The 25,805-nt window shown below is 63.6% G+C and carries 23 protein-coding genes; 17 read left to right on the top strand and 6 right to left on the bottom strand.

From position 1 onward, the window contains the following. Positions 1-100 precede the first annotated feature (100 nt). From FJ490_RS20175 to FJ490_RS20235, 12 genes are all read left to right on the top strand, one after another. Positions 101-1,630 carry an ABC transporter substrate-binding protein gene (locus FJ490_RS20175; protein ID WP_140556779.1) on the top strand — a complete coding sequence of 510 codons (1,530 nt, stop codon included), beginning with the start codon at positions 101-103 and terminating at the stop codon, positions 1,628-1,630. 89 nt (positions 1,631-1,719) lie between these two features. Further along, complete coding sequence (locus tag FJ490_RS20180) at positions 1,720-2,727, top strand: ABC transporter permease (protein ID WP_140564904.1); 1,008 nt, start codon at positions 1,720-1,722, stop codon at positions 2,725-2,727. Continuing rightward, positions 2,720-3,568, top strand: a complete 849-nt coding sequence (locus tag FJ490_RS20185; protein WP_140496967.1) for an ABC transporter permease — start codon at positions 2,720-2,722, stop codon at positions 3,566-3,568. Before FJ490_RS20180 ends, FJ490_RS20185 begins: the two co-directional genes overlap by 8 nt. Beyond that, positions 3,565-4,443, top strand: coding sequence for an ABC transporter ATP-binding protein (locus tag FJ490_RS20190; protein ID WP_140496969.1), 879 nt, complete (start codon positions 3,565-3,567; stop codon positions 4,441-4,443). Before FJ490_RS20185 ends, FJ490_RS20190 begins: the two co-directional genes overlap by 4 nt. Next, a complete protein-coding gene (locus FJ490_RS20195) occupies positions 4,436-5,272 on the top strand; it encodes an ATP-binding cassette domain-containing protein (protein ID WP_140728847.1) in 837 nt (278 codons plus the stop codon). Before FJ490_RS20190 ends, FJ490_RS20195 begins: the two co-directional genes overlap by 8 nt. 80 nt (positions 5,273-5,352) lie before the next feature. Continuing rightward, a complete protein-coding gene (locus FJ490_RS20200; protein ID WP_140728846.1) occupies positions 5,353-5,952 on the top strand; it encodes a VOC family protein in 600 nt (199 codons plus the stop codon). Positions 5,953-6,091: 139 nt separating this feature from the next. Continuing rightward, the gene (locus FJ490_RS20205; protein ID WP_140496975.1) at positions 6,092-8,386 is read left to right on the top strand and encodes a bifunctional salicylyl-CoA 5-hydroxylase/oxidoreductase; all 2,295 of its coding nucleotides are present in this window, start codon (positions 6,092-6,094) and stop codon (positions 8,384-8,386) included. Next, entirely contained in the window at positions 8,383-9,156 is a 774-nt protein-coding gene (locus tag FJ490_RS20210) for an SDR family NAD(P)-dependent oxidoreductase (protein ID WP_140629991.1), read from the top strand. Before FJ490_RS20205 ends, FJ490_RS20210 begins: the two co-directional genes overlap by 4 nt. Further along, a complete protein-coding gene (locus tag FJ490_RS20215) occupies positions 9,150-9,620 on the top strand; it encodes a MarR family transcriptional regulator (protein WP_140513060.1) in 471 nt (156 codons plus the stop codon). The genes FJ490_RS20210 and FJ490_RS20215 overlap by 7 nt, the downstream gene beginning before the upstream one ends. Continuing rightward, on the top strand, positions 9,617-10,429 hold the full coding sequence (locus tag FJ490_RS20220; protein WP_140629994.1) for an enoyl-CoA hydratase family protein: 813 nt from the start codon (positions 9,617-9,619) through the stop codon (positions 10,427-10,429). The genes FJ490_RS20215 and FJ490_RS20220 overlap by 4 nt, the downstream gene beginning before the upstream one ends. A gap of 231 nt (positions 10,430-10,660) precedes the next feature. After that, a complete protein-coding gene (locus FJ490_RS20230) occupies positions 10,661-11,809 on the top strand; it encodes an acyl-CoA dehydrogenase family protein (protein WP_140629997.1) in 1,149 nt (382 codons plus the stop codon). Between the two features lie 68 nt (positions 11,810-11,877). Beyond that, positions 11,878-12,273 carry a RidA family protein gene (locus FJ490_RS20235; RefSeq protein ID WP_140630000.1) on the top strand — a complete coding sequence of 132 codons (396 nt, stop codon included), beginning with the start codon at positions 11,878-11,880 and terminating at the stop codon, positions 12,271-12,273. 91 nt (positions 12,274-12,364) lie between these two features. On the opposite strand, the gene FJ490_RS20240 is transcribed toward FJ490_RS20235, so the two are convergent. Further along, the gene (locus tag FJ490_RS20240) at positions 12,365-13,459 is read right to left on the bottom strand and encodes an LLM class flavin-dependent oxidoreductase (RefSeq protein WP_140728845.1); all 1,095 of its coding nucleotides are present in this window, start codon (positions 13,457-13,459) and stop codon (positions 12,365-12,367) included. Between the two features lie 125 nt (positions 13,460-13,584). Here FJ490_RS20240 and FJ490_RS20245 point away from each other — a divergent pair, with 125 nt between their 5' ends. The 4 genes from FJ490_RS20245 (at position 13,585) to FJ490_RS20260 (ending at position 17,759) form a co-directional block, all read left to right on the top strand. Then, a complete protein-coding gene (locus tag FJ490_RS20245; protein ID WP_140728844.1) occupies positions 13,585-14,361 on the top strand; it encodes an HpcH/HpaI aldolase/citrate lyase family protein in 777 nt (258 codons plus the stop codon). Positions 14,362-14,800: 439 nt separating this feature from the next. Beyond that, positions 14,801-15,598 carry an ABC transporter substrate-binding protein gene (locus FJ490_RS20250; protein ID WP_140496991.1) on the top strand — a complete coding sequence of 266 codons (798 nt, stop codon included), beginning with the start codon at positions 14,801-14,803 and terminating at the stop codon, positions 15,596-15,598. Positions 15,599-15,756: 158 nt separating this feature from the next. Continuing rightward, the gene (locus tag FJ490_RS20255; protein ID WP_140556801.1) at positions 15,757-16,431 is read left to right on the top strand and encodes an amino acid ABC transporter permease; all 675 of its coding nucleotides are present in this window, start codon (positions 15,757-15,759) and stop codon (positions 16,429-16,431) included. Positions 16,432-16,478: 47 nt separating this feature from the next. Next, positions 16,479-17,759 carry a cysteine desulfurase-like protein gene (locus tag FJ490_RS20260; RefSeq protein ID WP_140523731.1) on the top strand — a complete coding sequence of 427 codons (1,281 nt, stop codon included), beginning with the start codon at positions 16,479-16,481 and terminating at the stop codon, positions 17,757-17,759. Positions 17,760-17,993: 234 nt separating this feature from the next. Here the strand turns inward: FJ490_RS20260 and FJ490_RS20265 are convergent, their stop codons facing one another. The 5 genes from FJ490_RS20265 to FJ490_RS20285 all read right to left on the bottom strand — a co-directional run bounded on the left by FJ490_RS20265 (position 17,994) and on the right by FJ490_RS20285 (position 23,254). Next, on the bottom strand, positions 17,994-18,824 hold the full coding sequence (locus FJ490_RS20265) for a dipeptide ABC transporter ATP-binding protein (protein WP_140496998.1): 831 nt from the start codon (positions 18,822-18,824) through the stop codon (positions 17,994-17,996). Next, positions 18,821-19,678, bottom strand: a complete 858-nt coding sequence (locus FJ490_RS20270; RefSeq protein WP_140728843.1) for an ABC transporter ATP-binding protein — start codon at positions 19,676-19,678, stop codon at positions 18,821-18,823. Before FJ490_RS20270 ends, FJ490_RS20265 begins: the two co-directional genes overlap by 4 nt. 2 nt (positions 19,679-19,680) lie before the next feature. Next, positions 19,681-20,535, bottom strand: coding sequence for an ABC transporter permease subunit (locus FJ490_RS20275; protein ID WP_181165298.1), 855 nt, complete (start codon positions 20,533-20,535; stop codon positions 19,681-19,683). A gap of 70 nt (positions 20,536-20,605) precedes the next feature. Then, complete coding sequence (locus FJ490_RS20280) at positions 20,606-21,613, bottom strand: ABC transporter permease subunit (protein ID WP_140497004.1); 1,008 nt, start codon at positions 21,611-21,613, stop codon at positions 20,606-20,608. 48 nt (positions 21,614-21,661) lie between these two features. Further along, the gene (locus FJ490_RS20285) at positions 21,662-23,254 is read right to left on the bottom strand and encodes an ABC transporter substrate-binding protein (protein ID WP_140497006.1); all 1,593 of its coding nucleotides are present in this window, start codon (positions 23,252-23,254) and stop codon (positions 21,662-21,664) included. 448 nt (positions 23,255-23,702) lie between these two features. Between FJ490_RS20285 and FJ490_RS20290 the strand changes: the two genes are divergently transcribed. Next, a complete protein-coding gene (locus tag FJ490_RS20290; RefSeq protein WP_140728842.1) occupies positions 23,703-25,805 on the top strand; it encodes a long-chain fatty acid--CoA ligase in 2,103 nt (700 codons plus the stop codon).

The raw sequence follows: 25,805 nt of genomic DNA on the forward strand, positions 1-25,805 counted from the left end.
ATTGGGGTGGAGCAAGGCAAGGTACGGTTGCCCAGGGAACCCACTGATCAAACAACGAAGCCGTGCACGGAAAACAGAAAAACCAACAAGGGGAACGACCATGACAATCAACAGACGCGAATTGCTCGGATACGGTGCCGCCGCACTCGGGGCGACGGCCATCGGCCTGCCGAAGATCGCCGGGGCGGCGGCCGGCGAACTGACCATCGCCTACAATGTCAACCTGCCGTCCTGGGATCCGACCACCGGACCTTCGGCGGTCAACCCGACCATCCAGGGCCTCTACCAGTCGGTGTTCGATCAGTTCATCCCGCAGAAGCCGGACCTGTCCTTCGCGCCGGGGCTGCTCACCGAGTGGGGCTGGAATGACGACCGCACCAAGATCATGATGACGGTGCGCGAGGGCGTAACCTGGCATGACGGCTCGCCGTTCACGCCCGAGGACGTGGTCTGGTCGTTGCAGCGGGCCGGCGATGAAAAGACCGGCAACCCGATCCAGTTCGTGTGGAAGAACGTCAACAACTTCAAGATCGAGGGCAACAAGATCACGGGCGATGTCGTGCAGTTCGACCCGGTCTACTTCAAGTGGATGTCGTTCCTCACGGGCTACATCATGCCGAAGGCCTATTACGAGAAGGTGGGCGCCGAAGGTTTCGAAAAGGCTCCGATCGGCACCGGCCCGTACATGGTCGAGAAGTTCGAACGCAACGCCTTCCTGCGGCTGAAGGCCAATCCGAAGTACTGGGGCGGCAAGCCGGCATTCGAGAACGTGACGATCAAATTCGTCACAGACGCGGCGAGCCGTGTCGCCGAAATCGAGTCCGGCTCCTCGCAGGTGACGCTCGAGATTCCCTATGAGGAGTATGACCGCCTGATCGCCAAGGACGGTCTTGCCGGCTCGATCAAGAATGTTTCCGACATCGGCATGATCTTCTTCAACGACGTCGAGGCGATGCTGGACAAGAACGTGCGCCAGGCAGCCGTCATGGCGGTCGACAAGGAGCTTCTGGTCAAGCGGCTGCTGCGCGGCTACGGCCAGCCGCTCGCCACGCTGGAAACGCCGGAATACGCGGCCTACGACGCGTCGATCAAGGTCGAGCACAATCCGGAAAAGGCCAAGCAATTGCTGGCCGCTTCCGGCTATTCGCCGGAAAAGCCGGTCAAGTTCACCATCCAGACGACCAAGGGCTTCAAGCCCAAGGACTACGAGATGATCCAGGCGATCGTCGGCATGTGGCGCAAGGTCGGCATCGAGGCGACGATCGAGGTCTACGAGATCGCCAAGCACTACGAACTGCGCGCCGCCGACAAGCTGGCGCCGGCGGCCTTCTACAACTGGGGCAATGCCATCGGCGACCCGACCACCTCGACCGGTTTTGCCATGTATGGTCCGAGCCCGCACTCGGTGTGGGACAGCCAGGATCTGATCGACATGATCAACCCGCTGTGGGGTGAGAAGGACGAGGCCAAGCGCATCGCCGGCTGGAAGGCGGTGGACAAATATATCGCCGAGCAGGCCTATGTGCTGCCGCTGATGCAGTACGCGCAGCCAATCGTTCATGCCAAGGGTGTCAACGTCGTCCAGCATGTGTCCGGCGCGCTGCTACCGGCCCTGATGACCCCGGCCTAATATCGGCCCGGGTTTGCCGCGCGCCGTCCATAGCGACGGCGCGCATCTTCTTTCGGCATACGAGCCTCCGGGCTCCAGCAAAGATTTACATGCTCCTGCAACGATTCCTGATCCGTCTTTTGACGATGCTGATCACGCTGTTCGGCGTGGCCGTCGTCGTCTTCGTCGTGATCCGCATCGCTCCCGGCGATCCGATCGCCATGATGCTGCCGCCCGGCGCGACCGATGTCGACATCGCCCGGCTGCGGGCGCTCTACGGCCTCGACAAGACGATTGTCGAGCAGTTCTTCATCTGGCTGTCCGGCGTCGTCAAAGGCGATTTCGGCACCTCGATCTCGCTGCGGCAAGACGTGCTCGGGCTTGTCTTCAACCGGCTGCCGGCAACGCTGGAACTCGCCATCGTCGCGCTTATCATGGCGGTGGCGATCGGGGGGACGACGGCCATCCTCGGCGCCCGCGAACGAGGCACGGCGGTGGAAGCCGGCATCGACATCGCCAGCGGGGCGGCACTTTCCATTCCCGACTTCCTCTGGGGCCTGGTGCTGATCCTGCTGTTCGGGGTGCTGGTGCCGATCTTCGACATTTCCGGCCGGGTCTCGCCGCAACTCGACCTGCCCTTCGTCAGCCAGTTCTATCTGTTCGAAAGCTTGCTTCGGCTCCGCCTCGATCTCACATGGGATCTCCTGAAGCACATGCTTATGCCGGCAGTGGCGTTGGCATTGCCGCTGGCGGCGATCATCTCGCAGCTACTGAAACAATCGCTGAAGGAAGTGCTCGACCTCGACTATGTCGTGCTGGCGCGGGTGAAGGGTTTTTCGGAAACGCAGGTCATCCTGCGCGAGGCGCTGAAGAATGCCGCCCTGCCCACGCTGACGCTGGTCGGCGTGCAGTTCACCTTCCTGATCGGGGGCACGGTCATCGTCGAGCGGCTGTTTTCCTATGAGGGTCTCGGCAACATGGCGATCGACGCGGTCATCAACCGCGACCTGCCGCTGATCCAGGGCATCGTGCTGGTCTTCGCGCTGTTGTTCGTGCTGATCAATCTCGCGGTGGATATGATGTACGCCCTGCTCAATCCGAGGCTGCGCCATGGATGAGAGCCGCATCTCGAGACACGGCTCAAGCGCCAGGCTTTGGCTGGCCGGCGGCTGGCTGCTGCTGGTGCTGCTGGCGGCGATCCTGGCGCCGCTGGTCGCGCCGCGGGACCCGCTCGCGCAGGATCTTATGCTCGAACGTTTGCCGCCGTTCTGGCTCGATGGCGCGGAGCCCGGCTATTGGCTGGGCACCGACAGCCTCGGCCGGGATCTCTTGTCACGCCTGATCTTCGGCGGGCGCATCGCCTTCATCGTTGCGTTCGCCGCCGCCAGCGCCGCCTGCCTTGTCGGCTCGACCCTGGGCTTGATCGCTGGCTATTTCGGCGGCTGGGCCGACCGCATCATCTCGCGCATCGTCGATGTCTGGATGGCATTCCCGCCGGTGCTGTTCGCCATCCTTTTGGTTGCCGTGCTCGGCACGGGTTTGAGCTCTGTCATCCTGGCGATCGCGATCATCGACTGGACGCGTTTCTGCCGGGTCATCCGCGCCGAGGCGATGGGCCAGTCGCGCATGGACTATGTCGAGAACGCCCGCATCGCCGGCTATGGCCGCATCGGCATCATGCTGCGCGAAGTGCTGCCCAATGTGGTGCCATCGATCGTGGCGCTGCTGTCGCTGGAAATGGGCATCGCCGTCATCGTCGAGGCGATCCTGTCCTTCGTCAACCTGTCGATCTCGACCGACGACCCGACCTGGGGCGGCATCATCGCCGAGGGCCGGCTGTCGATCCACCAGGCCTGGTGGGTGCTGGTATTCCCGCTGATCACACTGATCCTGACCGTGCTGTCGTTCAGCCAGTTCGGCGAGGCGCTGAAGACACGTTTCGATCCGGTGCTGCGATGAGCGCCTGTCTCGATATCAAGGAGTTGAGCGCCGTGCTGCCGAACGGCCAGCGCGTGCTGCGCTCGGTGTCGCTTGCCGTGCAGCCCGGCGAAGTGCGAGCACTGGTCGGTGAAAGCGGCGCCGGCAAGACGATGATCGGCAAGGCGGTACTTGGCGTCTTGCCGTCGAGCGTGCGCATCGTCGAGGGCGATATGCGGCTCGAGGGCGAAGACCTCGGCAAGCTCAACCCGAAGGCACGGCGCACGCTGATCGGCGCGCGCACCGCACTGATCCCGCAGGATCCGCTGACCGCGCTCAACCCGTCGCGCCGCATCGGCCCGCAAACGACCGACCGGCTGGTGCGCATCCTCGGCTGGAGCGGCGAGAGGGCCGAAACCCGCATCCGGCAATTGCTGGACGAGGTGCAGATCCGTGACCCCGACCGGGTACTGAAAAGCTACCCGCACGAGCTTTCCGGCGGCATGCGCCAGCGCGTGCTGATCGCCGCAGCCTTCGCCGCCGAGCCCCGGCTGATCGTCGCCGACGAGCCGACCACGGCGCTCGACGTCACCGTGCAGAAGCAGATCCTGCGGCTCATCGCTGCGTTGCAGCGCGAACACGGCACGGCGATCCTGTTCGTCACCCACGACCTCGGCGTCGTCGCCAAGATCAGCCAGAAGGTCTCGGTGCTCTATGCCGGCAAGGTCGTGGAAGAGGCCGAAACAGCTGCCCTCTTCGCGGCACCGCAGCACCCCTACACACGGGCACTGATGGCGGCAACGCCGCGCTACACCGATCCCCTCGCCTCGCTAAAGCCGGTCGACGAGGCAGTGCTGGCCGGGCTTGCCACGGAGATTGCGGCCGCGGACCAGGCGTGGAGGCGACCGCATGGCTGAGCCGCTGTTTTCCGTGCGCGGTCTGAAAGTCGCGCTGCCCGACATGACCCGCAAGCCGCTGATCGGCCGCGCGCCGCTGGCGGAAATCCTAAAAGGCCTGGACTTCGACCTGCCCAAGGGATCGGTGACCGGCATCGTCGGCGAGTCCGGATCCGGCAAGTCGACGCTCGGCCGTGCCCTGGTACGACTGCTGGAGCCCAGCGCCGGCAGCATCAGCTTCGACGGCATAGACATCACACATCTGCCGGAGGCGGAGTTGCGGCCGCTGCGCCGCGATCTGCAGATGATCTTCCAGGATCCTATGTCGTCGCTCAACCCGCGCCGCACCATTGCCAGCATCATTGCCGCGCCGCTGAAGCAGAACGGGCTTGGCGACAATCTCAGGGACCGCGTGGCCGAGGCCTTGCAGCGCGTCGGCCTGCCGCAGAGCTTCGCCGGCCGCTACCGCCACGAACTGTCGGGCGGCCAGCGCCAGCGCGTCGGCATAGCGCGCGCGCTGGCGCTGGCGCCGAAATTCGTGCTGGCCGACGAGATCGTCTCCGGCCTCGACGTCTCGACGCAGGCGCAGATCCTCACCCTTCTGGAGAAACTGGCGGAGGAGATGGGGCTGACGGTCGCCTTCATCAGCCACGATCTGTCGGTCATCCGGCGGCTGTGCCGGCAGGTCATCGTCATGCGCGAAGGCAGGATCGTCGAAGCGAGCGCGCCGGACGCTCTCTTCGAAAATCCCCGACAGACCTACACGCGCGACCTGATCGCGGCCATCCCACTGCCCGAAATCGACGACGGCTGGCTGGATATTCCTTCCGCTGCCAAGGCTCCGACATGAATGCATACGCACGCCGAAAAGCGGGCTCGGATGTGCGACCGGCCAATGACAAAGCCCCGCCAAATGGAGGAGAAACTGACATGAAGACAACAATTCGAAATGCAGCACTCGCTGCCGCCATCCTCGGCAGCACCGGTATGGCGGCAGCAAGCTCGATCCCCGGTATGCGCGGGCACGACCACACCGGCATCACGGTTCCCGACATGAAGCAGGCGGTCGATTTCTTCACCGACGTGGTCGGCTGCAAGAAGGCGATGTCGTTCGGCCCGTTCGCCGACGACAAGGGCACCTTCATGCAGGATCTTCTCGGCGTCGATCCGAAGGCCGTCATCGAGCAGGTCACCATGGTTCGCTGCGGCACGGGGTCGAACATAGAGCTGTTCAAATACACCGCGCCGGACCAGAAGGACCTGACACCGAAGAACAGCGACATTGGCGGTTTTCACATCGCCTTCTATGTCGACGACGTCGCGGCGGCGAAAGCCTATCTCGAGGCCAAGGGCGTAAAGACCAGGTTGGGGCCGCTGCCGGTCAAGGAAGGACCCGCCGCCGGCCAGACCATCCTTTACTTCCAGGCGCCTTGGGGCTTGCAGCTGGAAGCGATCAGCTATCCCGACGGCATGGCTTACGAGAAGGGTGCCGAGACGGTGCTGTGGAGCCCGAAGAACCCGGAAAAGTGACCCCACGGGCCGCGCGCGGCGATGCGCGAGCGCGCGGCCCGCTATTTCGCATAATCGTTTCGATATAAAACTTTAAGCTTGAAATATCTAGGCCCCGGCGCGATACTGAAACCAAGCAAGCGAAGAGGAGATCGCACAGATGAAGGTTGCGGTTCTCGGCGGCGGACCAGCCGGCCTTTACTTCGCCATTTCGATGAAGCTGAGGGACGCCGCGCACGATGTGACGGTTTTCGAGCGTAATCGCGCCGACGACACGTTCGGCTGGGGCGTCGTTCTGTCAGCCGAAACGCTCGAGAATCTGGCCAGGAACGATCCGGTCAGCGCCGTCTGGATCAAGAAGCATTTTGCGTATTGGGACGACATCGCCGTGGTCCATGACGGCGTGCGCACTGTATCCTCAGGCCATGGCTTCTGCGGCATCGGCCGCAAGCGGCTCTTGATCCTGTTGCAACGGCGCGCACGCGAGCTCGGTGTCAGGCTGATGTTCGAGACCGACATCGCCGATCCCCGGCCCTATATGGAGACGCATGACCTGGTCGTCGCCGCAGACGGGCTGAATTCCAGGGCGCGCAACAGCTTCGTCGACATCTTCAAGCCCGACATCGACACGCGCAAATGCAAGTTCGTGTGGCTCGGCACCCACCAGAAATTCGACGACGCCTTCACCTTCATCTTCGAAAAGACCGAGCATGGCTGGGTGTGGGCGCACGCCTACCAGTTCGACAGCGACACCGCGACCTTCATCGTCGAGTGCAGCGAACAGACCTGGGCCGCCTTCGGCTTCGGCGCCATGACGCAGCAGGAATCCATCGCCGTCTGCGAGCGCATCTTCGAAAAGCATCTTGGCGGCCACAAGCTGATGACCAATGCCAACCACATCAGGGGTTCGGCCTGGATCAATTTCCCGCGCGTGCTGTGCGAGCGCTGGTCGTCTGAGAATCTGGCGCTGATGGGCGACGCGGCGGCTTCAGCGCATTTCTCGATCGGCTCCGGCACCAAGCTGGCGCTGGAAAGCGCGGTTGCGCTGGCCGAGTATGTCGAAACCGAACCGGACCTCGACGCCGCCTTCCGCAAATATGAGGATGCGCGCCGCACCGAGGTGCTGAAGCTGCAGTCGGCGGCACGCAATTCGCTCGAATGGTTCGAGGAAGTCGAGCGCTATCTCGGCCTCGATCCGGTGCAGTTCAACTATTCGCTGCTGACCCGTTCGCAGCGCATCAGCCACGAAAACCTACGGCTGCGCGACGCGGAGTGGCTTGAAAGCGCGGAGGAATGGTTCCAGCGCCAGGCGGGCGCCGGCGCCAACAGGCTGCGCCGCGCGCCGATGTTCGCGCCCTTCAAGCTGCGCGACATGCGGCTCAGCAACCGCGTGGTCGTTTCGCCGATGGCGCAGTACAAGGCCGTCGACGGCTGCCCGACGGACTGGCATTTCACGCACTATGCCGAGCGTGCCAAGGGCGGCGCCGGGCTCATCTATATCGAGATGACCTGCGTCAGCCCCGAAGGGCGGATCACGCCCGGCTGCCCGGGCTTCTATGCGCCCGAACATGAGGCGGCGTGGAAACGGCTGGTCGATTTCGTCCATACCGAGACCGAGGCGAAGATCTGCGCACAGATCGGCCATTCCGGCGCCAAGGGTTCGACCCAGGTTGGGTGGGAAGGCACGGACGTGCCGCTCGCCTCGGGTAACTGGCCAGTCATGGCGGCATCGGCGGTCGCTTGGTCGCCGCAGAATCAGGTGCCGAAGGCGATGGACCGCGCCGACATGGACAGAGTGCGCGACGAGTTCGTGGCTTCGGCTGAGATGGCCGACCGCTGCGGCTTCGACATGCTCGAGATCCACGCCGCGCACGGCTATCTCCTGTCGTCCTTCATCACGCCGGTCACCAACCGGCGCACGGATGCGTATGGCGGTTCGCTGGAAAACCGCATGCGATATCCCCTTGAAATCTTTCGCGCCGTACGCGCCGCCTGGCCGGCGCAGAAGCCGATCTCAATGCGCATTTCGGCCAATGACTGGGTCGGCATCGAAGGCGTAACACCCGCCGACGCCGTCGAGATCGCGCGGCTGTTGCATGAGGCCGGCGTCGACATTTGCGACGTCTCGGCAGGACAAACTTCGGTGCTGGCAAAGCCGGTCTATGGCCGCATGTTCCAGACGCCGTTTTCCGACCGCATCCGCAACGAGGTCGGCATGGCGACGATGGCGGTCGGCAACATCTATGAGCCGGACCATGTCAATTCGATCCTGATGGCCGGCCGCGCCGACCTGGTGGCGCTGGCACGGCCGCATCTCGCCGATCCCTACTGGACGCTGCATGCGGCGGTGGCGCTCGGCGACCGTGGCGTCAAATGGCCCGATCCCTATCTGCCCGGGCGCGACCAGATCTACCGGCTGGCCGAACGCGATGCCGCAGCGGGGCTGAAAGTATGACGGCCGCCGCGATGATCGCCGGCAGCCATGCCCTTGTCACCGGCGGCGGGTCTGGTGTCGGCCGAGCGATCGCTCTGGCGCTGGCTGGTGCCGGCATCGACGTCACCATATGCGGCCGCCGCGAGGCGGAGCTGGCCAAGGTGGCTGGCGAAAGCAAAGGCGTTTTCGCCATCACTGCCGATGTCACCAATGAGGCGGCGATGGCATCGCTTTACGAGACGGCGGAGGCCGCGCGCGGGCCGTTCGACATCGTCGTCGCTAATGCCGGCATGGCGGGCAGCACGCCGGCGCACAAGACCACGCTGGCCGACTGGCAGCGGACGCTGGACGTCAACCTGACCGGCGCTTTCCTGACGGTGAAGCCGGCGCTCGCCGGCATGGCCGCGCGCAGGGCGGGCCGCATCGTCTTCATCGCGTCTACCGCCGGACTGAAAGGCTACGCCTATGTTGCGCCTTACGTGGCGGCCAAGCATGGCGTCGTCGGCCTGATGCGGGCGCTTGCCGCCGAGACGGCGAAGTCCGGCGTGACCGTCAACGCGGTGTGCCCGGGTTTTGTGGAAACCGAAATGCTGGAGGAGTCCATCCAGCGGATCGTGGAAAAAACCGACCGCTCGGTGGAGCAGGCGCGGGCGAGCCTTGCCGCGACCAATCCGCAAGGCCGCTTCATCCAGCCGCAGGAAATTGCCGCGGCCGTGCTGTGGCTGTGCGGCGATGCGGCAGCGTCGATCACCGGACAGGCAATTTCGATCTCAGGAGGCGAAACATGGTAGCCGGCCCCCTGCCCGCGCCGTCGGGACCCGGCAAGGACCGCTTGCGGCTGTGGATCAGGCTGCTGCGCGCCTCGCGCACGATCGAGGCCGAACTGCGCGAGCGCCTGAAGAAGGAATTCAACACGACGTTGCCGCGCTTCGACGTGATGGCCGCGCTCTACCGAGCGCCCGAAGGCATGCTGATGAGCGATCTGTCGCGCTTCCTGCTGGTATCCAACGGCAATGTCACGGGCATCGTAGATCGGCTCGTATCCGAGGGGCTGGTCGCGCGCGCCCGCCGCAATGGCGACCGCCGCACCTCGATGGTGCGGCTGACGGATGAGGGCTCGAAGTCCTTCGCAGTCATCGCTGCCGCTCACGAGGGCTGGGTCGGCGAATTGCTGGGCAAGGTGAGCGAGGACGACGCGCGCCGGCTGACCGGCATGCTGACCTCGTTCCGCAGCAACTGGGAGGGACGCGAATGAGCAAGATGGCCGGCTTCAAGCCGAAGCATTTCCTCTGGCAGGTCGAAGGCCGGATCGCCAAGGTCCGGCTCGACCGGCCGGAGCGCAAGAACCCGCTGACCTTCGACAGCTATGCGGAACTGCGCGATACATTCCGCGACCTCGTCTATGCCGACGATGTCGATGCCGTGGTGTTCCTGTCCAATGGCGGCAATTTCTGCTCCGGCGGCGATGTCCACGACATTATCGGCCCGCTGGTCAAGATGGACATGAAGCAACTCCTGGCCTTCACCCGCATGACCGGCGATTTCGTAAAGGCGATGCTGAATTGCGGCAAGCCGATCATCGCGGCGGTCGACGGCGTGGCGGTCGGCGCCGGCGCCATCATCGCCATGAGCTCCGACATCCGCATCGCCACGCCGGACGCCAAGACGGCATTCCTGTTCACCCGCGTCGGTCTTGCCGGCTGCGACATGGGAGCCTGCGCGATCCTGCCGCGCATCATCGGCCAGGGCCGCGCCGCCGAACTGCTCTACACCGGCCGCACCATGACGGCTGCCGAAGGCGAGCGCTGGGGGTTTTACAACAGGCTTGTAGAGGCGGCATCGCTCGAGGCCGACGCGCTCGACATGGCGGCGCGCATCGTCTCCGGCCCGACCTTCGCCCATGGCATCACCAAGACGCAGTTGAACCAGGAATGGTCGATGGGCCTCGACCAGGCGATCGAGGCGGAAGCGCAGGCGCAGGCGATCTGCATGCAGACGCGCGATTTCGAGCGGGCGTACAAGGCGTTTGTTGCCAAGGAAAACCCGGTGTTCGAGGGGAATTGAGGATGAGCAGGTTGATGGAGACGTTGGCGGGACAGCGCCCCCCTCTGGCCTGCCGGCCATCTCCCCCTCTAGGGGGGAGATTGGCAGCTTCGGCGGCGGCAGCCATCCTGCGGCGCAGGCGATTTGCGAAAGCCGAGATGAGGATCGATCTTCCCCCTAGAGGGGGAGATGTCCGGCAGGACAGAGGGGGGCGCCGTAGAGCACGGACTCTGGAGAATAGCGGAGGCAGAAATGCCTGACCGCTCCTTCCTCGACTGGCCGTTCTTCGAAGACCGTCATCGCGAACTGGCCGGGCACCTCGAGGCATGGTGCGCGAAGAACCTACCCGTCGATCACCATGACGTCGACGCCGCCTGCCGCGAGCTGGTGCAAAAACTCGGCCGGGACGGCTGGCTGAAGCCGACGGCGCTCGACACCGACAATCCGGGACCGCTCGACGTGCGCACCTTGTGCATCACGCGTGAGACGCTGGCGCGGCATGACGGGCTCGCCGATTTCGCCTTCGCCATGCAAGGGCTCGGCACCGGAGCGCTCAGCCTGTTCGGCACGCCGGAACAACAGCAATGGCTTTCGAAGACGCGCGCCGGCAAGGTCATTTCCGCCTTTGCGCTGTCGGAACCGCGCTCGGGATCGGATGTCGCCAATATGGAGATGACAGCGACCCGCGATGGTGACGGCTATGTCCTTTCGGGCGAAAAGACCTGGATCTCCAATGGCGGCATCGCCGATCTCTATGTCGTCTTTGCCCGCACAGGCGAGGCACCCGCCGCCAAGGGGCTATCAGCCTTCATCGTGCCCGGGGACAGCAAGGGCCTCGGCATCGCGGAGCGCCTGGAAGTCATAGCGCCGCATCCGCTGGCACGACTGTCTTTCGATCAGGTCCGCCTGCCCGCCTCGGCGCTGATCGGCAAACCGGGCGACGGCTTTCGCATCGCCATGTCGGTGCTCGACGTGTTCCGCTCGACCGTCGGCGCGGCGGCACTCGGCTTTGCTCGCCGCGCACTCGATGAAAGCATCAAGCGGGTGGCCGAACGCAAGCTGTTCGGCGCGCCGATGGCCGAGCTGCAGATGGTGCAGGGCCATATCGCCGACATGGCGCTCGACGTCGATGCCGCGGCGCTTTTGGTCTACCGCGCCGCCTGGACCAAGGACATGGGCGCGGCGCGGGTAACGCGCGAGGCGGCGATGGCCAAACTGTTCGCCACCGACAAGGCGCAGGAGGTGATCGACAAAGCGGTGCAACTGCATGGCGGCGACGGCGTCCGCAAGGGTCACATCGTCGAAAGCCTGTATCGCGAGATCCGCGCGCTGCGCATCTACGAGGGTGCTTCCGACGTGCAGAAGGTGGTGATCGCGCGGCAGGTGATGGGCGCTGCCTGAACAGGGCGCGTCGTCGGACTGGACTGTTTTCGAACGCGGATATTGCGGACCGATATTGGAGAGTTGAAATGCACGAGATCCTGCAGCCGGAAGGCTGGGCAAAACCGGTCGGCTATGCCAATGGCGTTGCAGCGCGCGGCAGGCTCGTGTTCGTCGGCGGACAGGTCGGCTGGAATGGCCAGTGCCAGTTCGAGACCGACGATTTCGTCGGCCAGGTGCGGCAGACGCTTCAAAATATCGTCGCGGTGCTGGCGGAGGCCGGAGCTGAGCCGCGGCACATCACGTCGATGACGTGGTATTTCACCGACAAGGCTGAATATCTGGCCAATCTCAGGGGTATAGGCGAGGCCTATCGCAAGGTAATCGGCCGGCATTTCCCGGCGATGGCCGCGATGCAGGTGATGGCACTGGTCGAGGACCGAGCCAAGGTGGAGATTCAGGCCACCGCGGTTATTCCGGAATAATCGGCCGTCGCTTCGTCATCCTGGGTGCAGCAAGGAGCGTAGCGATACGGCGCAGACCCCAGGATGAGAAATCAGGAAGGCATGGGCCAGACTATTTTCCGCGAAGGCCGGCCTGCTCCAGCAGCGGCAGCACGTGATCGCAGAAATAGGGGAGTTCCTGCGTGTAGTTGACGAAGGACAGCGCAATGCCCTGGTAGCCATGCCCGGCAATGGCGGCCATATCGGCTGCGATCGTTTCGGGCGTTCCGACCAAGGGATAGGTGCCGGCGCCGCCGGCGAAACGCTGGCGATAGCGGTCATAGGCATACGGGTCGTGCGACCGCGAGAATTCCTTTTTGCCGGCCATATGGGCATCGACCGCCTCACGGTCGGCCAGATCGACGGCATAGCGTGTGTAATAGGCCTGCGCCTCCTCCATCGTCGGCCGGCAGACGACATGCGCCACGGTGTAGACGCCGACCTCGCGGCCAGCCTTGTCGGCCCGCTCACTGATATCGGCGACATGTTTGCCGGCATCGGCCATCTCGGAAAAGGTCGTGAACAGATAGTCACATCTGGCGGCAGCGAAATCGCGGCCCGGACCGCCGAAAGCCGCGTTCATCGTCACTGGTCGCGGAACTTGCAGGCTGGCCGGCCGGCTCACGGCTTCCTTGAGACGATAATAAGTGCCCTCATAGTCGAGAGGTTCAGCCGACGCATAAAGCCTTTCCAGAATTTCGATCCATTCGGCGGCCTGATCATACCCCTTCTCGACCAGCGGCGTGCCGAACATGCCGAATTCCTTCGGGTTCCAGCCGCAGACGATGTTGAGGCCGGCACGGCCCTGGCTGATATGATCGACCGTCGCCAGCGCCTTGGCGGCGTACAGCGGATGCACGAGGGGCACATGCACGGTCATGAACAGGCCGATCTGCTGGGTGGCCACACTGAGCGCCGCCGCCCAGGTGAAGGTCTCGAACGACCATTCGCGCACCCTGTTGCGGCCACCAAAGCCGCGCCAGCGCGCAATCGGCAGCAGGAATTCCAGCCCCGCGCGGTCGGCGATCTGCGCCGCCGTCAGATTGTCGTGCCAGCTTGCCGTCCAGCGTTCAGGCACATCCGATATGGCAAGGCCGCCGTCGGCATTGGTCGAGAAGACGCCGAGCTTCAGTCTGTTTGGGCCGTGCAGGGGATGCGCTTTGATCATGTCCGGAACTCGCGGCGGGAGATCGACACGCTAGGCCCGCGCGAAAATATTTCAAGCCTGAAATAGCTTCGCCTCGCCGCTGTTTGCGGATATGAATTCCGGCACGACAACAAGGGGATGGAACGATGAGCGGGTTTCGCCACAAATGCATCTGTAGGGAAAGCCTCGTCGGTTCCTTTGCCGCCATTCCGCATCCCGTTGCGGTCGAGGTGATGGCGCAGTCCGGTCTCGATTTCCTCTGCATCGATTGGGAACATGCCCAGATTTCGCGCGACATGATCGAGGCGATGGTGCGCGCGGCCGACATCCATCGCGTGCCGGCCATTGTGCGCGTGCCCGGCCATGCACCGGAAGCGATCGCCGCGGCATTGGACAGCGGCGCGCAAGGCGTGCTCGTCCCGCGCGTCTCGACCGCTGCCCAGGCGCAGGCGGCGGTGAAGGCCTCGCGTTATCCGCCGACCGGCGAGCGCGGCGTCGGGCCCGGGCGGGCCGCCGGCTATGGCTACCGCATCTCCGAATATCTCGCTCAGGCCAATGACAGCATCGTCGTGGCGGTTCAGGTCGAGACATCGGAAGGGCTGGCCAATATCGAGGCGATCGCCGCCGTCGAGGGTGTCGACGTGACCTTCGTCGGGCCCGGCGATCTCTCCGTATCGATCGATGCGATCGGCCCGAAAGGCGCCGACAAGCTCGCGCAAGCGATACACAGGATCATCGATGTGACGATCGCGCATGGCAGGACATCCGGGATCTTCTGCGCGAGGCCGCAGGATGTCGCCCAATGGGCGACACTCGGCGCCAGTTTCTTTATCCTGGCCAGCGACACGATGTTTCTGGGGGCTGGCGCTGCCGCCGGCAAAGCCGGCGCGGATGTTGAGCTGGGCGGTAGCGGCCGCAGCTAGCGCTATCGAAAGGTTTGCCAGGCGCCGTCGCCGCCAACTTTTTAAGCTTAAAACTTTTGCCTTGAAAACTGCCGCGGTTTGGATAAGCATTCCTCGATCGATGGCGACTGCCGTTCCGGACGGGCTTGCCGGACATCCATCGTGGTGCATCGGGTGGGATCAAAGGGTTTCAGTCGTTGTCGTTCATGCTGCCCCCAGTCATCCTCCGACACGCGCCATGCGTGCGATGGCGTGCGCGCGCCAGATCCGCGATCCGCATACCGAGAGCATCGCCAACCTTGCCTTCCCGCCCATGTGCGTCTGCCGCGACCGGACAGCGCCCGACCGTATGGCGGCGAGCATGAATTGACGCCCCGCTGGGAGGTGGGGCGGCAAGAAACCGTGCGGGCATCAGCCCGCCCGATCAACAACCAGAGGGAACACCCCAGAGGGACCAACAATGAGCCTGACCCGTCGCAATCTCATCCTCCTCGCGGCCGCCATCGGCATCGCCGCCGGACCGGCAACCGCCTATGCCGCCGATGTGCTCAATGTCGGCGCCTACCCGACCAACCCTCCGTTCGAGTACAAGAACGAGAGCGGCACTTTCGAGGGCTTTGAAGTCGACATCGTCAACGAAGCGGCAAAGCGCGTCGGCATGACCACCGACATCGCCGATCTCGGCTTCCAGGCGCTGTTCGCCGCCACCACCTCGAAGCGCATCGATGTCGCCATCTCGTCGATCACCATCACGCCGGAGCGGCTGAAGTCGCAGTCGTTCACGCAGCCTTACTATGATTCCGACATGGGCATCGCCACCAAGACCGACAGCCCGATCAAGGCCGAGGCCGACCTCAAGGGCAAGATCGTCGGCGTGCTGTCCGGCTCGACCGGCGAGACCTGGGTCAAGGCGCATCAGGAGGCCGATGGCCTCAGCGACGTAAAGGGCTATGACACACAGCAGAACCTTTTGCTCGACCTCAGCGCCGGGCGCATCGACGCGGCTGTCAGCGACATTCCGGGCATGCAGTACTCCTTCACCAAGATGAAGGATCTCACCGTCAAGGAACGCATCAAGACCGGCGAACAGTACGGGCTGATGATGACCAAGGACCACCCGCTGCTCGGCAAGCTCAACGACGCGCTGACGGCAATGAAGAAGGACGGCACGCTGGCCGCGATCCACAAGAAGTGGTTCGGCAGCGACGCGCCCGCCGATTCCTCGACCGCCAAGGAAATGCCGGTGCCGAAGGCCTGAGCGGCGGCCGCCAAGGAGAACGTGCCGGCTCGAAAGGCCGGCACGTTCCGTTTGATACATAGTCTCCCGGAACCAGCGCGGCGCGGCAAAACCGCTTTCGCTGTTCCGGACCTCTGCTCCGGCGTCAAGGGACGCCAAACGGTTCGGGAAAGCCTCCCATGTCGCTGCTCGATACGTTCTTCAACGCCGACGTCATCGCGTCCAGTCTGCCGGCGCTGCTGCGCGGCTTTCTCAACACGCTGCTGCTCGGCCTGCTCAGCATCGGCATCGGCATCCCCATCGGCCTGGTGATCAGCCTGTTGCGGCTTTATGCGCCGAAGCCGCTCAGATGGCTGGCGGTCGGCTACACCGACATCTTCCGCGCGCTGCCGGTGCTGGTGGTGCTGATCCTGATCTACTATGCGCTGCCCTTCCTCGGCATCCGCCTGTCGTCCTGGGCTTCCGCCGTGACGGCCTTCGCCATCATCATGTCGGCCTATTCGGCGGAAGTGTTCCGCTCCGGCATCGAAAGCATTCCGCGCGGCCAGTTCGAGGCGTCGCAGGCGCTCGGCCTGCCGTTCCTTTTGACCTTGCGCAAGGTGGTGCTGCCGCAGGCGGTGCGCGTGGTCATCCCGCCGATGACCAGCAACTGCGTCTCGATGTTCAAGGACACCTCGCTCGCCTCCACCGTGGCGCTGCCGGAACTTTTGAAAGAAGCGACCAATGCGCAGTCGCTCTACGCCAACCCCTCGCCGCTGATCGGCGCAGCCCTGGTCTATCTCATCTTCCTGTGGCCGATGGTTCGCCTCGTCAGCCTGCTTGAAGGCCGTTTCAAAACCGAGAAGACGCGCTGACCGCGCCTTCAACTTCCCCTCTACCGAGCACTTCGCAGGAGACGACCATGAACAAGCATCAAGCCGCCAATGCGACCGGCACTTCCGGCGCATTCCCTGTTGAAAGAATCCGGGCGATGTTTCCGGCCTTGCAGCGGGCAGGCGACTTCATCTTCCTGGACAACGCCGCCGGCGCGCAGATTCCGCAGAGCGTGCTCGATGCGGTGACCAACCATCTGGTATCGCACAATGTGCAGCGCGGCGGCCGCTATGGCCGCAGCGTCACCGTTGACCAATCGGTCGCCGATGCGCGGACAAGCGTGGCACTGCTGATCAATGCCTACAGCCCATCCGAGATCTGCTTCGGCATGAACGCCACCTCGTTCATCCGCCTAGTCAGCCTCGGCATCGGCCAGATGCTTGGAGAGCGCGACGAGATCGTCGTCACCGACATGGACCATGACGCCAACATCGCGACATGGCTGGCACTCGAATCCGCCGGCGCCAAGTTCAAGTGGTGGCGCATGCGCGAGGACGGCAACCTGCATATCGACGATCTGCGCCCGCTTGTTTCCGATCGTACCCGGCTTGTCGCCTGCACGGTGACGGCGCATTCCATCGGCTCGATCGTCGACGTCGCTTCGGTGGCAGGGATCGCGCACGCCGCCGGCGCCGAAGTGTTCCTCGACTGCGTGCATTACGGGCCGCATGGGCTGATCGACGTCCAGGCATGGGATTGCGACTATCTCGTCTGTTCCGGCTACAAGAATTTCTCGCCGCATATGGGTTTCCTGTGGGGCCGCTTCGAAACGCTGAAGCGACTGCCGACCTTCCGCGAGGACTTCATCCCCGACGAGCCGCCCTACAAGGTCGAGGCCGGCACCTTCATTTACGAGAACGTGTCGGGCATGGATGCGGCCGTGCAGTATCTCGAGCTCATCGGCCGCAATCTTGCTCCGTCCAACAACCGCTCGCGGCGCGAAAACATCGTCGCCGGCATGGGCGCCATCCGCGACTACGAGTTGGTGCTGGCGCGCGAGATGCTGGCTGTGCTGAAGAGCTGCGGGGCAACAATCTACGGCGTTTCCGAGGAGGCCCGGATCAACGAACGCGTGCCGACCTTCTGTTTCAACATCGGCAAATTGTCGCCGCAGCGGATCGTCGAGGAAATGGCCGAGATGCAGATCGGCATTCGCGACGGCCACATGTACGCCCCGCGCCTGATGAAGCGCCTCAACCTGTCGATGGACAGCGGCGCCATCCGCGCCTCGCTGGTGCACTACAATACGGTCGAGGAAGTCAGGCGTTTCGGTGAAGCGCTGCGGGCTGTCATCGCGAAGCTGTCGTAGCGCTCGACCCTTTTCGCGAGAGAAACCGGAGGCGTGACTGCCTCCGTTTCGTCATCCACGGGCGGAGCAAGGAGCGGAGCGACGCGGCGCAGACCCGAGGATTCATGCCGTGATATGCGAGCATTACCACGGTGCACAACCTGCTCCGCAGCGCTTTTCGGCTGAGATAACGGCATGGATCCTAGGGTCTCCGCACCGCGTTGCGGCGCTCCGCCCTAGGATGACGAATTGGAGTCACGCCGCTTTCTTCTTCGCCAGCCTCGCCTTGATGCTGGCGACATCGGCGCGCGGCGTGGCGGCGAACAGCGTCCTGGTGTAGCTGTGCTTGGGGTCTGAAAAGACCTCGTCGCGCGAGCCGTATTCGACCGCCTCGCCGAAATACATCACCATCACGTCGTCGGCGATGTAGCGCACCACGGAGAGATCGTGGCTGATGAAGACATAGGTCAGCTGGAATTCGTCCTGCAGGTCGGCGAGCAGGTTGAGCACCTGTGCCTGCACCGAAAGATCGAGCGCCGAGACCGGCTCGTCCAGCACCAGAAGGCTCGGGTTCAGCATCAGCGCACGGGCGATGGCGATGCGCTGGCGCTGGCCGCCCGAGAACATGTGCGGATAGCGGTTGTAGTGCTCGTGACCGAGGCCGACCTTCTTCAGCATCTTCATGGCGAGGTCGCGCCGCTCGGCGGCCGTCTTGTCGGTGTTGATCAGCAGCGGCTCGCCCAGCACGTCGCCGATCTTCTGGCGCGGGTTGAGCGATCCGTAGGGGTTCTGGAAGACGATCTGCACCTTGCGGCGCATCTCCCTGGTCAATCCGCCCCTGGCGATGTCGACCTTGTTGCCGTCGATGAACAGTTCGCCCGATGTCGCCGGATCGATGAGCGTGATGATGCGGGCGAGCGTGGACTTGCCGCAGCCGCTTTCGCCGACGATGGCGAGCGTCTTGCCCTTGTCCACGGTGAACGAGACGCCCTTGACCGCGTGCACCGTGCGCGGCCCGCTGAACAGGCCGCCGCCGATATGGTAGTCGCGAACGATGTTCTTGCCTTCGAGGACGGTGGTGCTCATGCGGAGGCTCCCGCGGCCGAGGGCGCCGGCTCGAACAGCATGTCGGAAACGGTCGGCAGCCGGTCGCCGACCGCGTTCTCCGGCAGCGCCGACAGCAGCGCGCGCGTGTAGTTGCTTTTCGGGCTCTCGAACAGCGACAGCACGTCGGCCTCTTCCATCTTGCGGCCCTTGTACTGGACGATGACGCGGTCGGCGGTCTCGGCCACCACGCCCATATTGTGGGTGATCATGATCAGGCCCATGCCGTATTTGGCCTGCAGCGAAACCAGGAGATCAAGGATCTGCTTCTGGATGGTGACATCGAGCGCGGTGGTCGGCTCGTCCGCGATCAAGAGCTTCGGATTGCAGGCGATGGCGATGGCGATCATGACGCGCTGGCACTGGCCGCCCGACATCTGGTGCGGAAACGAGCTCAGCCGTTCTTCCGGATCGGCAATGCCGACGAGCTTCATCAATTCGATGGCGCGCGCGCGGCGCTGGGCGCGGTCCATGCCCATATGGAAGCGCAGCACCTCCTCGATCTGGAAGCCGGCGGTGAAGCACGGGTTGAGGCTGGCGATCGGCTCCTGGAAGATCATGGAGATATCCTTGCCGACGATCTTGCGCCGCTCGGACGGGCTGAGCTTCAGCAGATCGACGCCGTCGAAGGCCATGCGGTCGGCCTTGACGGTCGCGGTGTTGGGCAGCAGCCCCATCACCGCCAGCATCGCCACCGATTTGCCGGAACCGGATTCGCCGACGATCGCCAGCACTTCGCGCGGCTCGATCGACAGGTCGATGCCCTGCACGGCCATGAACGGACCGGCGGCGGTGTCGAAGGAAACGGTGAGATTCTTGATCTCGAGCAGGGACATGCTCACGACCTCTTCAGCTTGGGGTCGAGCGCGTCGCGCAGGCCGTCGCCGATCAGGTTGATGGCAAAGACGGTGATCAGGATGGCCAGGCCCGGGAAGGTCACCACCCACCAGGCGCGCAGGATGAACTCGCGTGCTTCGGCCAGCATCGTGCCCCATTCCGGGGTCGGCGGCTGCGCGCCCATGCCGAGGAAGCCCAGCGCCGCGGCCTCGAGGATGGCGTTGGAGAAGGACAGCGTCGCCTGCACGATCAGCGGCGCGATGCAGTTGGGCAGGATGGTGACCAGCATCAGCCTGAAATGGCTGGCGCCCGCGACCTTGGCCGAGATGACATATTCGCGGTTCTTCTCCGCCATCACGGCGGCGCGGGTGAGCCGGGCGAAGTGCGGCTGCAGCACGAAGGCAATGGCGATCATGGCGTTGACCAGCCCAGGTCCGAGAACGGCGACCAGCACCAGCGCCAGCAGCAGCGACGGGAAGGCCAGGATGATGTCCATGATGCGCATGATGAGCGTATCCACCCAGCCGCGGCAGTAGCCGGCGAGCAGGCCGAGGATGACGCCGGAGATCAGCGCCGTGGTGACGACGACGAAGCCGATGGCGAGCGAGAAGCGCGAGCCGTAGATCAGGCGCGAGAGAATGTCGCGGCCGACGGCGTCGGTACCGAGCAGGAACTGGGCGTTGCCGCCCGCCTGCCAGGCCGGCGGCGTCAGGAAGAAGTCGCGGAACTGGTCGTCCGGCGAATGCGGGGCGAGCAGCGGCGCGAAGACGGCGATCAGGATCAGCAGCGCGAAGACGAAGAGGCCGATCACCGCGCCCTTGTTGATCGAGAAATAGTGCCAGAACTCGGCGAACATCTGCAGCCGGGCGTCCTGCGGCCTGACGACGGTCGCGGCTTCGATTGTGGCAGGGCCTTCGTTGGTCATGTCAATTCGCCCGGATACGCGGGTTGATGACGGCATAGAGCACGTCGACGATGAGGTTCACCGACATGACGATGAGCGCGATCAAAAGCAACCCGCCTTGCACGGTGAAATAGTCGCGCTTGGAAATAGCGTCGATCATCCATTTGCCGATGCCTGGCCACGAAAAAATGCTCTCGGTCAGGATGGCGCCGGTCAGGAGCGTGCCGACCTGCAGGCCAATGGTGGTGACGACCGGGATCAGCGCATTGCGGAAAGCGTGCAGCCCGATGACGCGGCGAGGCGCCAGGCCCTTGGCGCGCGCGGTGCGCACATAGTCCTCGCCGAGGACCTCGAGCATGGCCGACCGCGTCTGCCTGGCGATGACGGCAAGCGGAATGGTGCCGAGCACGATGGTGGGCAGGACGAGGTGCGACAGGGCCGAGCGGAATGCACCCTTCTGTCCGGAGATCAGGGAATCGATGGTCATGAAGCCGGTTACCGGCTTGAAGAAATAGAGAAGGTCGATGCGGCCGGAAACCGGTGTCCAGTGCAGCATGCCGGAGAACACGATGATCAGCAGCAGCCCCCACCAGAAGATCGGCATGGAATAGCCTGCCAGCGCCGTTCCCATGGTCAGTTGGTCGAACCAGGAGCCGCGGCGGATCGCGGCGAAGATGCCGAAGGCGACGCCGATGACGATGGCGAAGATCATGGCGAAGATGGCAAGTTCGACCGTCGCCGGGAACCGCACCAGGAAATCCTTGAGCACCGGCGTCTTGGTGGAAAACGAGGTGCCGAAATCACCGCTGAGGATATTGGCCAGATAGGTCAGGTACTGTCGCCAGATCGGCAGGTCGAAGCCGAACTGGTGCATCAGCGCAGCGTGACGTTCGGGCGACAGGCCGCGTTCGCCCGCGAGCACCAGCACCGGATCACCGGGCAGGATGCGCACGAAGCCGAAGGCGAGGATGGTTATCCCGATGAAGGTCGGGACGATGAGGGCGAGCTTGCCGAGGATATAACGCAGCATGGCGGGCGAGGTGGGACGGCGCTGTGGCGCCGCCCCGTTTCGCGAACCTTATTCGGCGATATCGACGCCGTCGAAGCGATGGATGCCGAGCGGATCCATCGCAAAGCCGGAGACGGTCTTCTGCATCGGCATGAACACCTTGGAGTGTGCGAGCGTCGCCCACGGTGCCTGTTCCTTGAAGATGACCTGCGCCTGTTCGTAGAGCTTGGTGCGCTCGGCCTGGTCGGAAACCGTCTTGGCCTTGTTGATGAGCGCATCGAAGTCCTTGTTGCACCATTCCGCGCGGTTGTTCGAACCGACGGAAGCGCAGCTCAAGAGCACACCGAGGAAGTTGTCCGGATCGCCATTGTCACCGGTCCAGCCGACGATGACGGCGCCGTCGTGATCGACCGCCGAAGCGCGCTTGAGGTATTCACCCCAATCGTAGCTGACGATGTTGACTGTGACGCCGACCTTGGCGAAGTCGGCCTGGATCAGCTCGGCGGTGCGGCGCGCGTTCGGCATGTAGGGGCGCGACACAGGCATGGCCCAGACATTCATCTTGAGGTCCTTGACGCCGGCCTCTTCGAGCATCTTCTTGGCCGCATCCGGATCGTACGGATCGTCCTTCACGTCCTTGTTGTAGGACCACATGGTCGGCGGGATCGGGTTGACGGCCACCTGGCCGGCGCCCTGGAAGACCGCGTCGATGATAGCCTTCTTGTTGATGGCCATGTTGAGCGCCTTGCGCACGCGCACGTCGTCGAACGGCTTCTGCTGGGTGTTGTACATCAGCGCACCGACATTGAGGCCTTCCTGCTCGTCGACCTTCAGGTTCGGATCGGCCTGCAGGCCGGCGATGTCGGCCGGCGCCGGGTAGGACATGATATTGCACTCGCCGGCCTTCAGCTTCTGCGCACGGACCGCCGGATCGGTGGTGATGGCGAAGACAAGGTCGTCGATCTTCTGCTTGCCGCCCCAATAGTCGGGGTTGGCCTTGTAGCGGATGGCAGCGTCGGTCTGGTAATCGACGAAGATGAACGGGCCGGTGCCAATCGGCTTCTGGTTGAACAGTTCAGGCGTCTTGTCCGCCTGCAGCTTGTCGGCATATTCCTTGGAAACGATTGAGGCGAAGTCCATGCCCAGCGTCGGGATCAAAGTGATCGCCGGCTCCTTGAGGGTGAACTTCACCGTCAGGTCGTCGACCTTCTCGACCTTGGTGATGTTGTCGCCGAACTGGTCATTGTAATACTGGTAGGCAATGCCCGGTATGTACTGGAACCAGGGGCCGTTCTTGTCGACCTGACGCTGGAACGAGAACACCACGTCGTCGGCGTTGAAGTCGCGCGTCGGGGTGAAATAGTCGGTAGCGGCGAACTTCACACCCTTGCGAAGCTTGAACGTGTATTCCTTGCCATCGTCGGAAATGGACCAGCTTTCGGCCAGGCCCGGCGAGACCGTTGTCTTGCCATGATCGAATTCGACGAGGCGGTTGAAGACCGTACGCGAAGACGCATCGAACGTCTGTCCCGCGGTGTAGGGCGCCGGGTCAAAGCCTTCCGGCGAAGCTTCGGCGCAGTAGACCAAGGTTTTTGCGTTGGCCACGCCGCCCAGGACGCTTGCAGCCAGCAACGCGGCTGCAAAAGTCAGTTTCTTCCTCATTGAGCACTCCCTGATGTTTTTCCAAGCCCCTCTATCAGGCTCGCGAAGCGCGCATATAAGCACCGTTTCTCCGGCTTTGGAACACCCAGTTTGCCTACCCCATGGTAAGCGGGAAAAAAATCCTCCTCTCCGCAAAAAAATGGAAAAATTCAGTATTTTTTTCTATTCACAACATTATTAACGACCGCATTTTTTTATTGATCACCAATCTTACGAGATCAACGTCGCGCCCGCTTTCATATGACCGGGGATGCCGGACGATGCAGGGCCGCTGCGCCCGTGGCGGGAAAGATTTTCGGCGGCAAATCTTTCGACGGCTTGCCGCTGGGGCAAGGCTTGCACGCCCGCCGATAGAGGCCATACATAGACAAGGCACCGTCGGCAGCGGGGGACGCCTCTCTTAGCAGGAGGCGAGCGCGGCAGGGGCGAACAAAACAGGGAGGGACGGTTGGCAAAAGCATCGAACAGGACGGCTCCGCCGAAGACGGCCAAGGCGACCCTGAAGCCGGCCGCGGGCGCCGACAAGCAGCCAACGCCCTCCGCCAAGAACGCAAAGGGCGCAAAGAGCACAAAGGCAAAGGTCGCAGGGAAACCTTCCGCCGGCAAGGCGGACGCTGTTGTCAAACCGGCCGCGAAGCCGGCGGCCAAAGCCGTCCCCGCAAAGACGTCGGCGAAGGCCGGAACTGCTAAAACCGGGACGACAAAGACCAGTTCGACCAAGGCCGGGACGACGAAGACTGGCGCGAGCAAGACCGGGGCGACCCGGACTAGCAAGACTGGGGCCGCACAAGCCGCATCCGTGGCCAAGCCGGCACCGGCGGCCTCGAGACCGGCGGCCGCCAAGCGATTGCCGAAAGCGCTCACCGCCCTTGCCGCAGGCTTGCCGGAAAAGCCCTGGCTGGAAAGCTACCCGGAGAACATGCCGGCCGAGATCGGCGCCCTGCCCTACAGCTCCATCGGCGATTTCCTCGTTGCCGCCTGCAAGCAATTTGCCGGCCAGCCGGCCTTCACCTGCATGGGCAAGTCGATCACCTATGCGGAACTCGAACGGCTTTCGGCGGCGTTCGGCGCCTACCTGCAATCGACCGGGTTGCCCAAAGGCGCACGCGTCGCCCTGATGATGCCGAACGTGCTGCAATATCCGGTGGCGATGATGGCGGTGGCGCGCGCCGGCTACACGGTGGTCAACGTCAACCCTCTCTACACGCCGCGCGAGCTGGAACACCAGCTCAAGGATTCCGGGGCACAAGCGATCATCATCCTGGAGAACTTCGCCAGCACCTTGCAAGCGGTGATCGCCAGGACGTCGGTCAAGCACGTCGTCGTCGCGGCCATGGGCGACATGCTCGGCGGGCTCAAGGGAAGCATCGTCAATCTGGTGGTGCGCCGCGTCAAGAAGATGGTGCCGGCCTGGTCATTGCCCGGCCATGTCAAGTTCAACGCGGCGCTGAAGGTGGGCAGCGGCATGGGTTTCAAGCCGGCCAAGGTGGCGGCCGACGATATCGCGTTCCTGCAATATACCGGCGGCACTACGGGAATCTCGAAGGGTGCTATCCTGCTGCACAGCAACGTGCTGGCCAATGTCGCGCAGAATTCGCTGTGGCTGCAGGACGCTTACACGGTCAAGCCAAAACCCGCCCATCTCAACCTCATCTGCGCACTGCCGCTCTATCATATCTTCGCGCTGACCGTGAATGCGCTGATGGGCATGCAAATGGGTGGACAGAACATACTGATCCCCAACCCGCGCGACATCCCCGGCTTCGTCAAGGAAATGGGCAAGTATCCGATCCATATCTTTCCAGGCCTCAACACGCTGTTCAACGCGCTGCTCAACAATGAGGATTTCCGCAAGCTCGACTTCAAGCCGCTGCTCCTGACGCTGGGCGGCGGCATGGCGGTGCAGAAGGGCGTCGCCGAGCGCTGGAAGGCGCTGACGGGCTGCCCGGTCAGTGAAGGCTACGGCCTGTCGGAGACGTCGCCCGTGGCAACGGCCAACAAGTTCAGCTCCGGCGAATTCACCGGCACGATCGGCCTGCCGCTGCCGTCTACCGAGATCGCCATCCGCGACGAGGAGGACAACAATTTGCCGCTCGGCGAGGTCGGCGAAATCTGCATCAAGGGGCCGCAGGTGATGGCGGGCTACTGGAACCGGCCTGACGAGACCGCCAAGGTGATGACCAAGGACGGCTTCTTCAAGTCGGGCGACATGGGCTTCATGGACGAGCGCGGCTACACCAAGATCGTCGACCGCAAGAAGGACATGATCCTCGTTTCCGGCTTCAACGTCTATCCGACCGAGCTCGAGGAAGTCGTGGCGCTGCATCCCGGCGTGCTCGAAGTGGCGGCAATCGGCGTGCCGGACGAGCATTCGGGCGAAGTGCCGAAACTGTTCATCGTCAAGAAGGACCAGGCGCTGACCGCCGAGGCCATCACCGCCTATTGCCGTGAGAACCTGACCGGCTACAAGCGGCCCAGATACATCGAATTCAGGACAGAACTGCCGAAGACGCCGGTCGGAAAGATCCTGCGGCGCGCATTGCGCGAATAG

Origin of the sequence: Mesorhizobium sp. B2-5-11 (genome assembly GCF_006440835.1) — a bacterium.
In the GTDB taxonomy this organism is placed as follows: Bacteria; Pseudomonadota; Alphaproteobacteria; order Rhizobiales; family Rhizobiaceae; genus Mesorhizobium.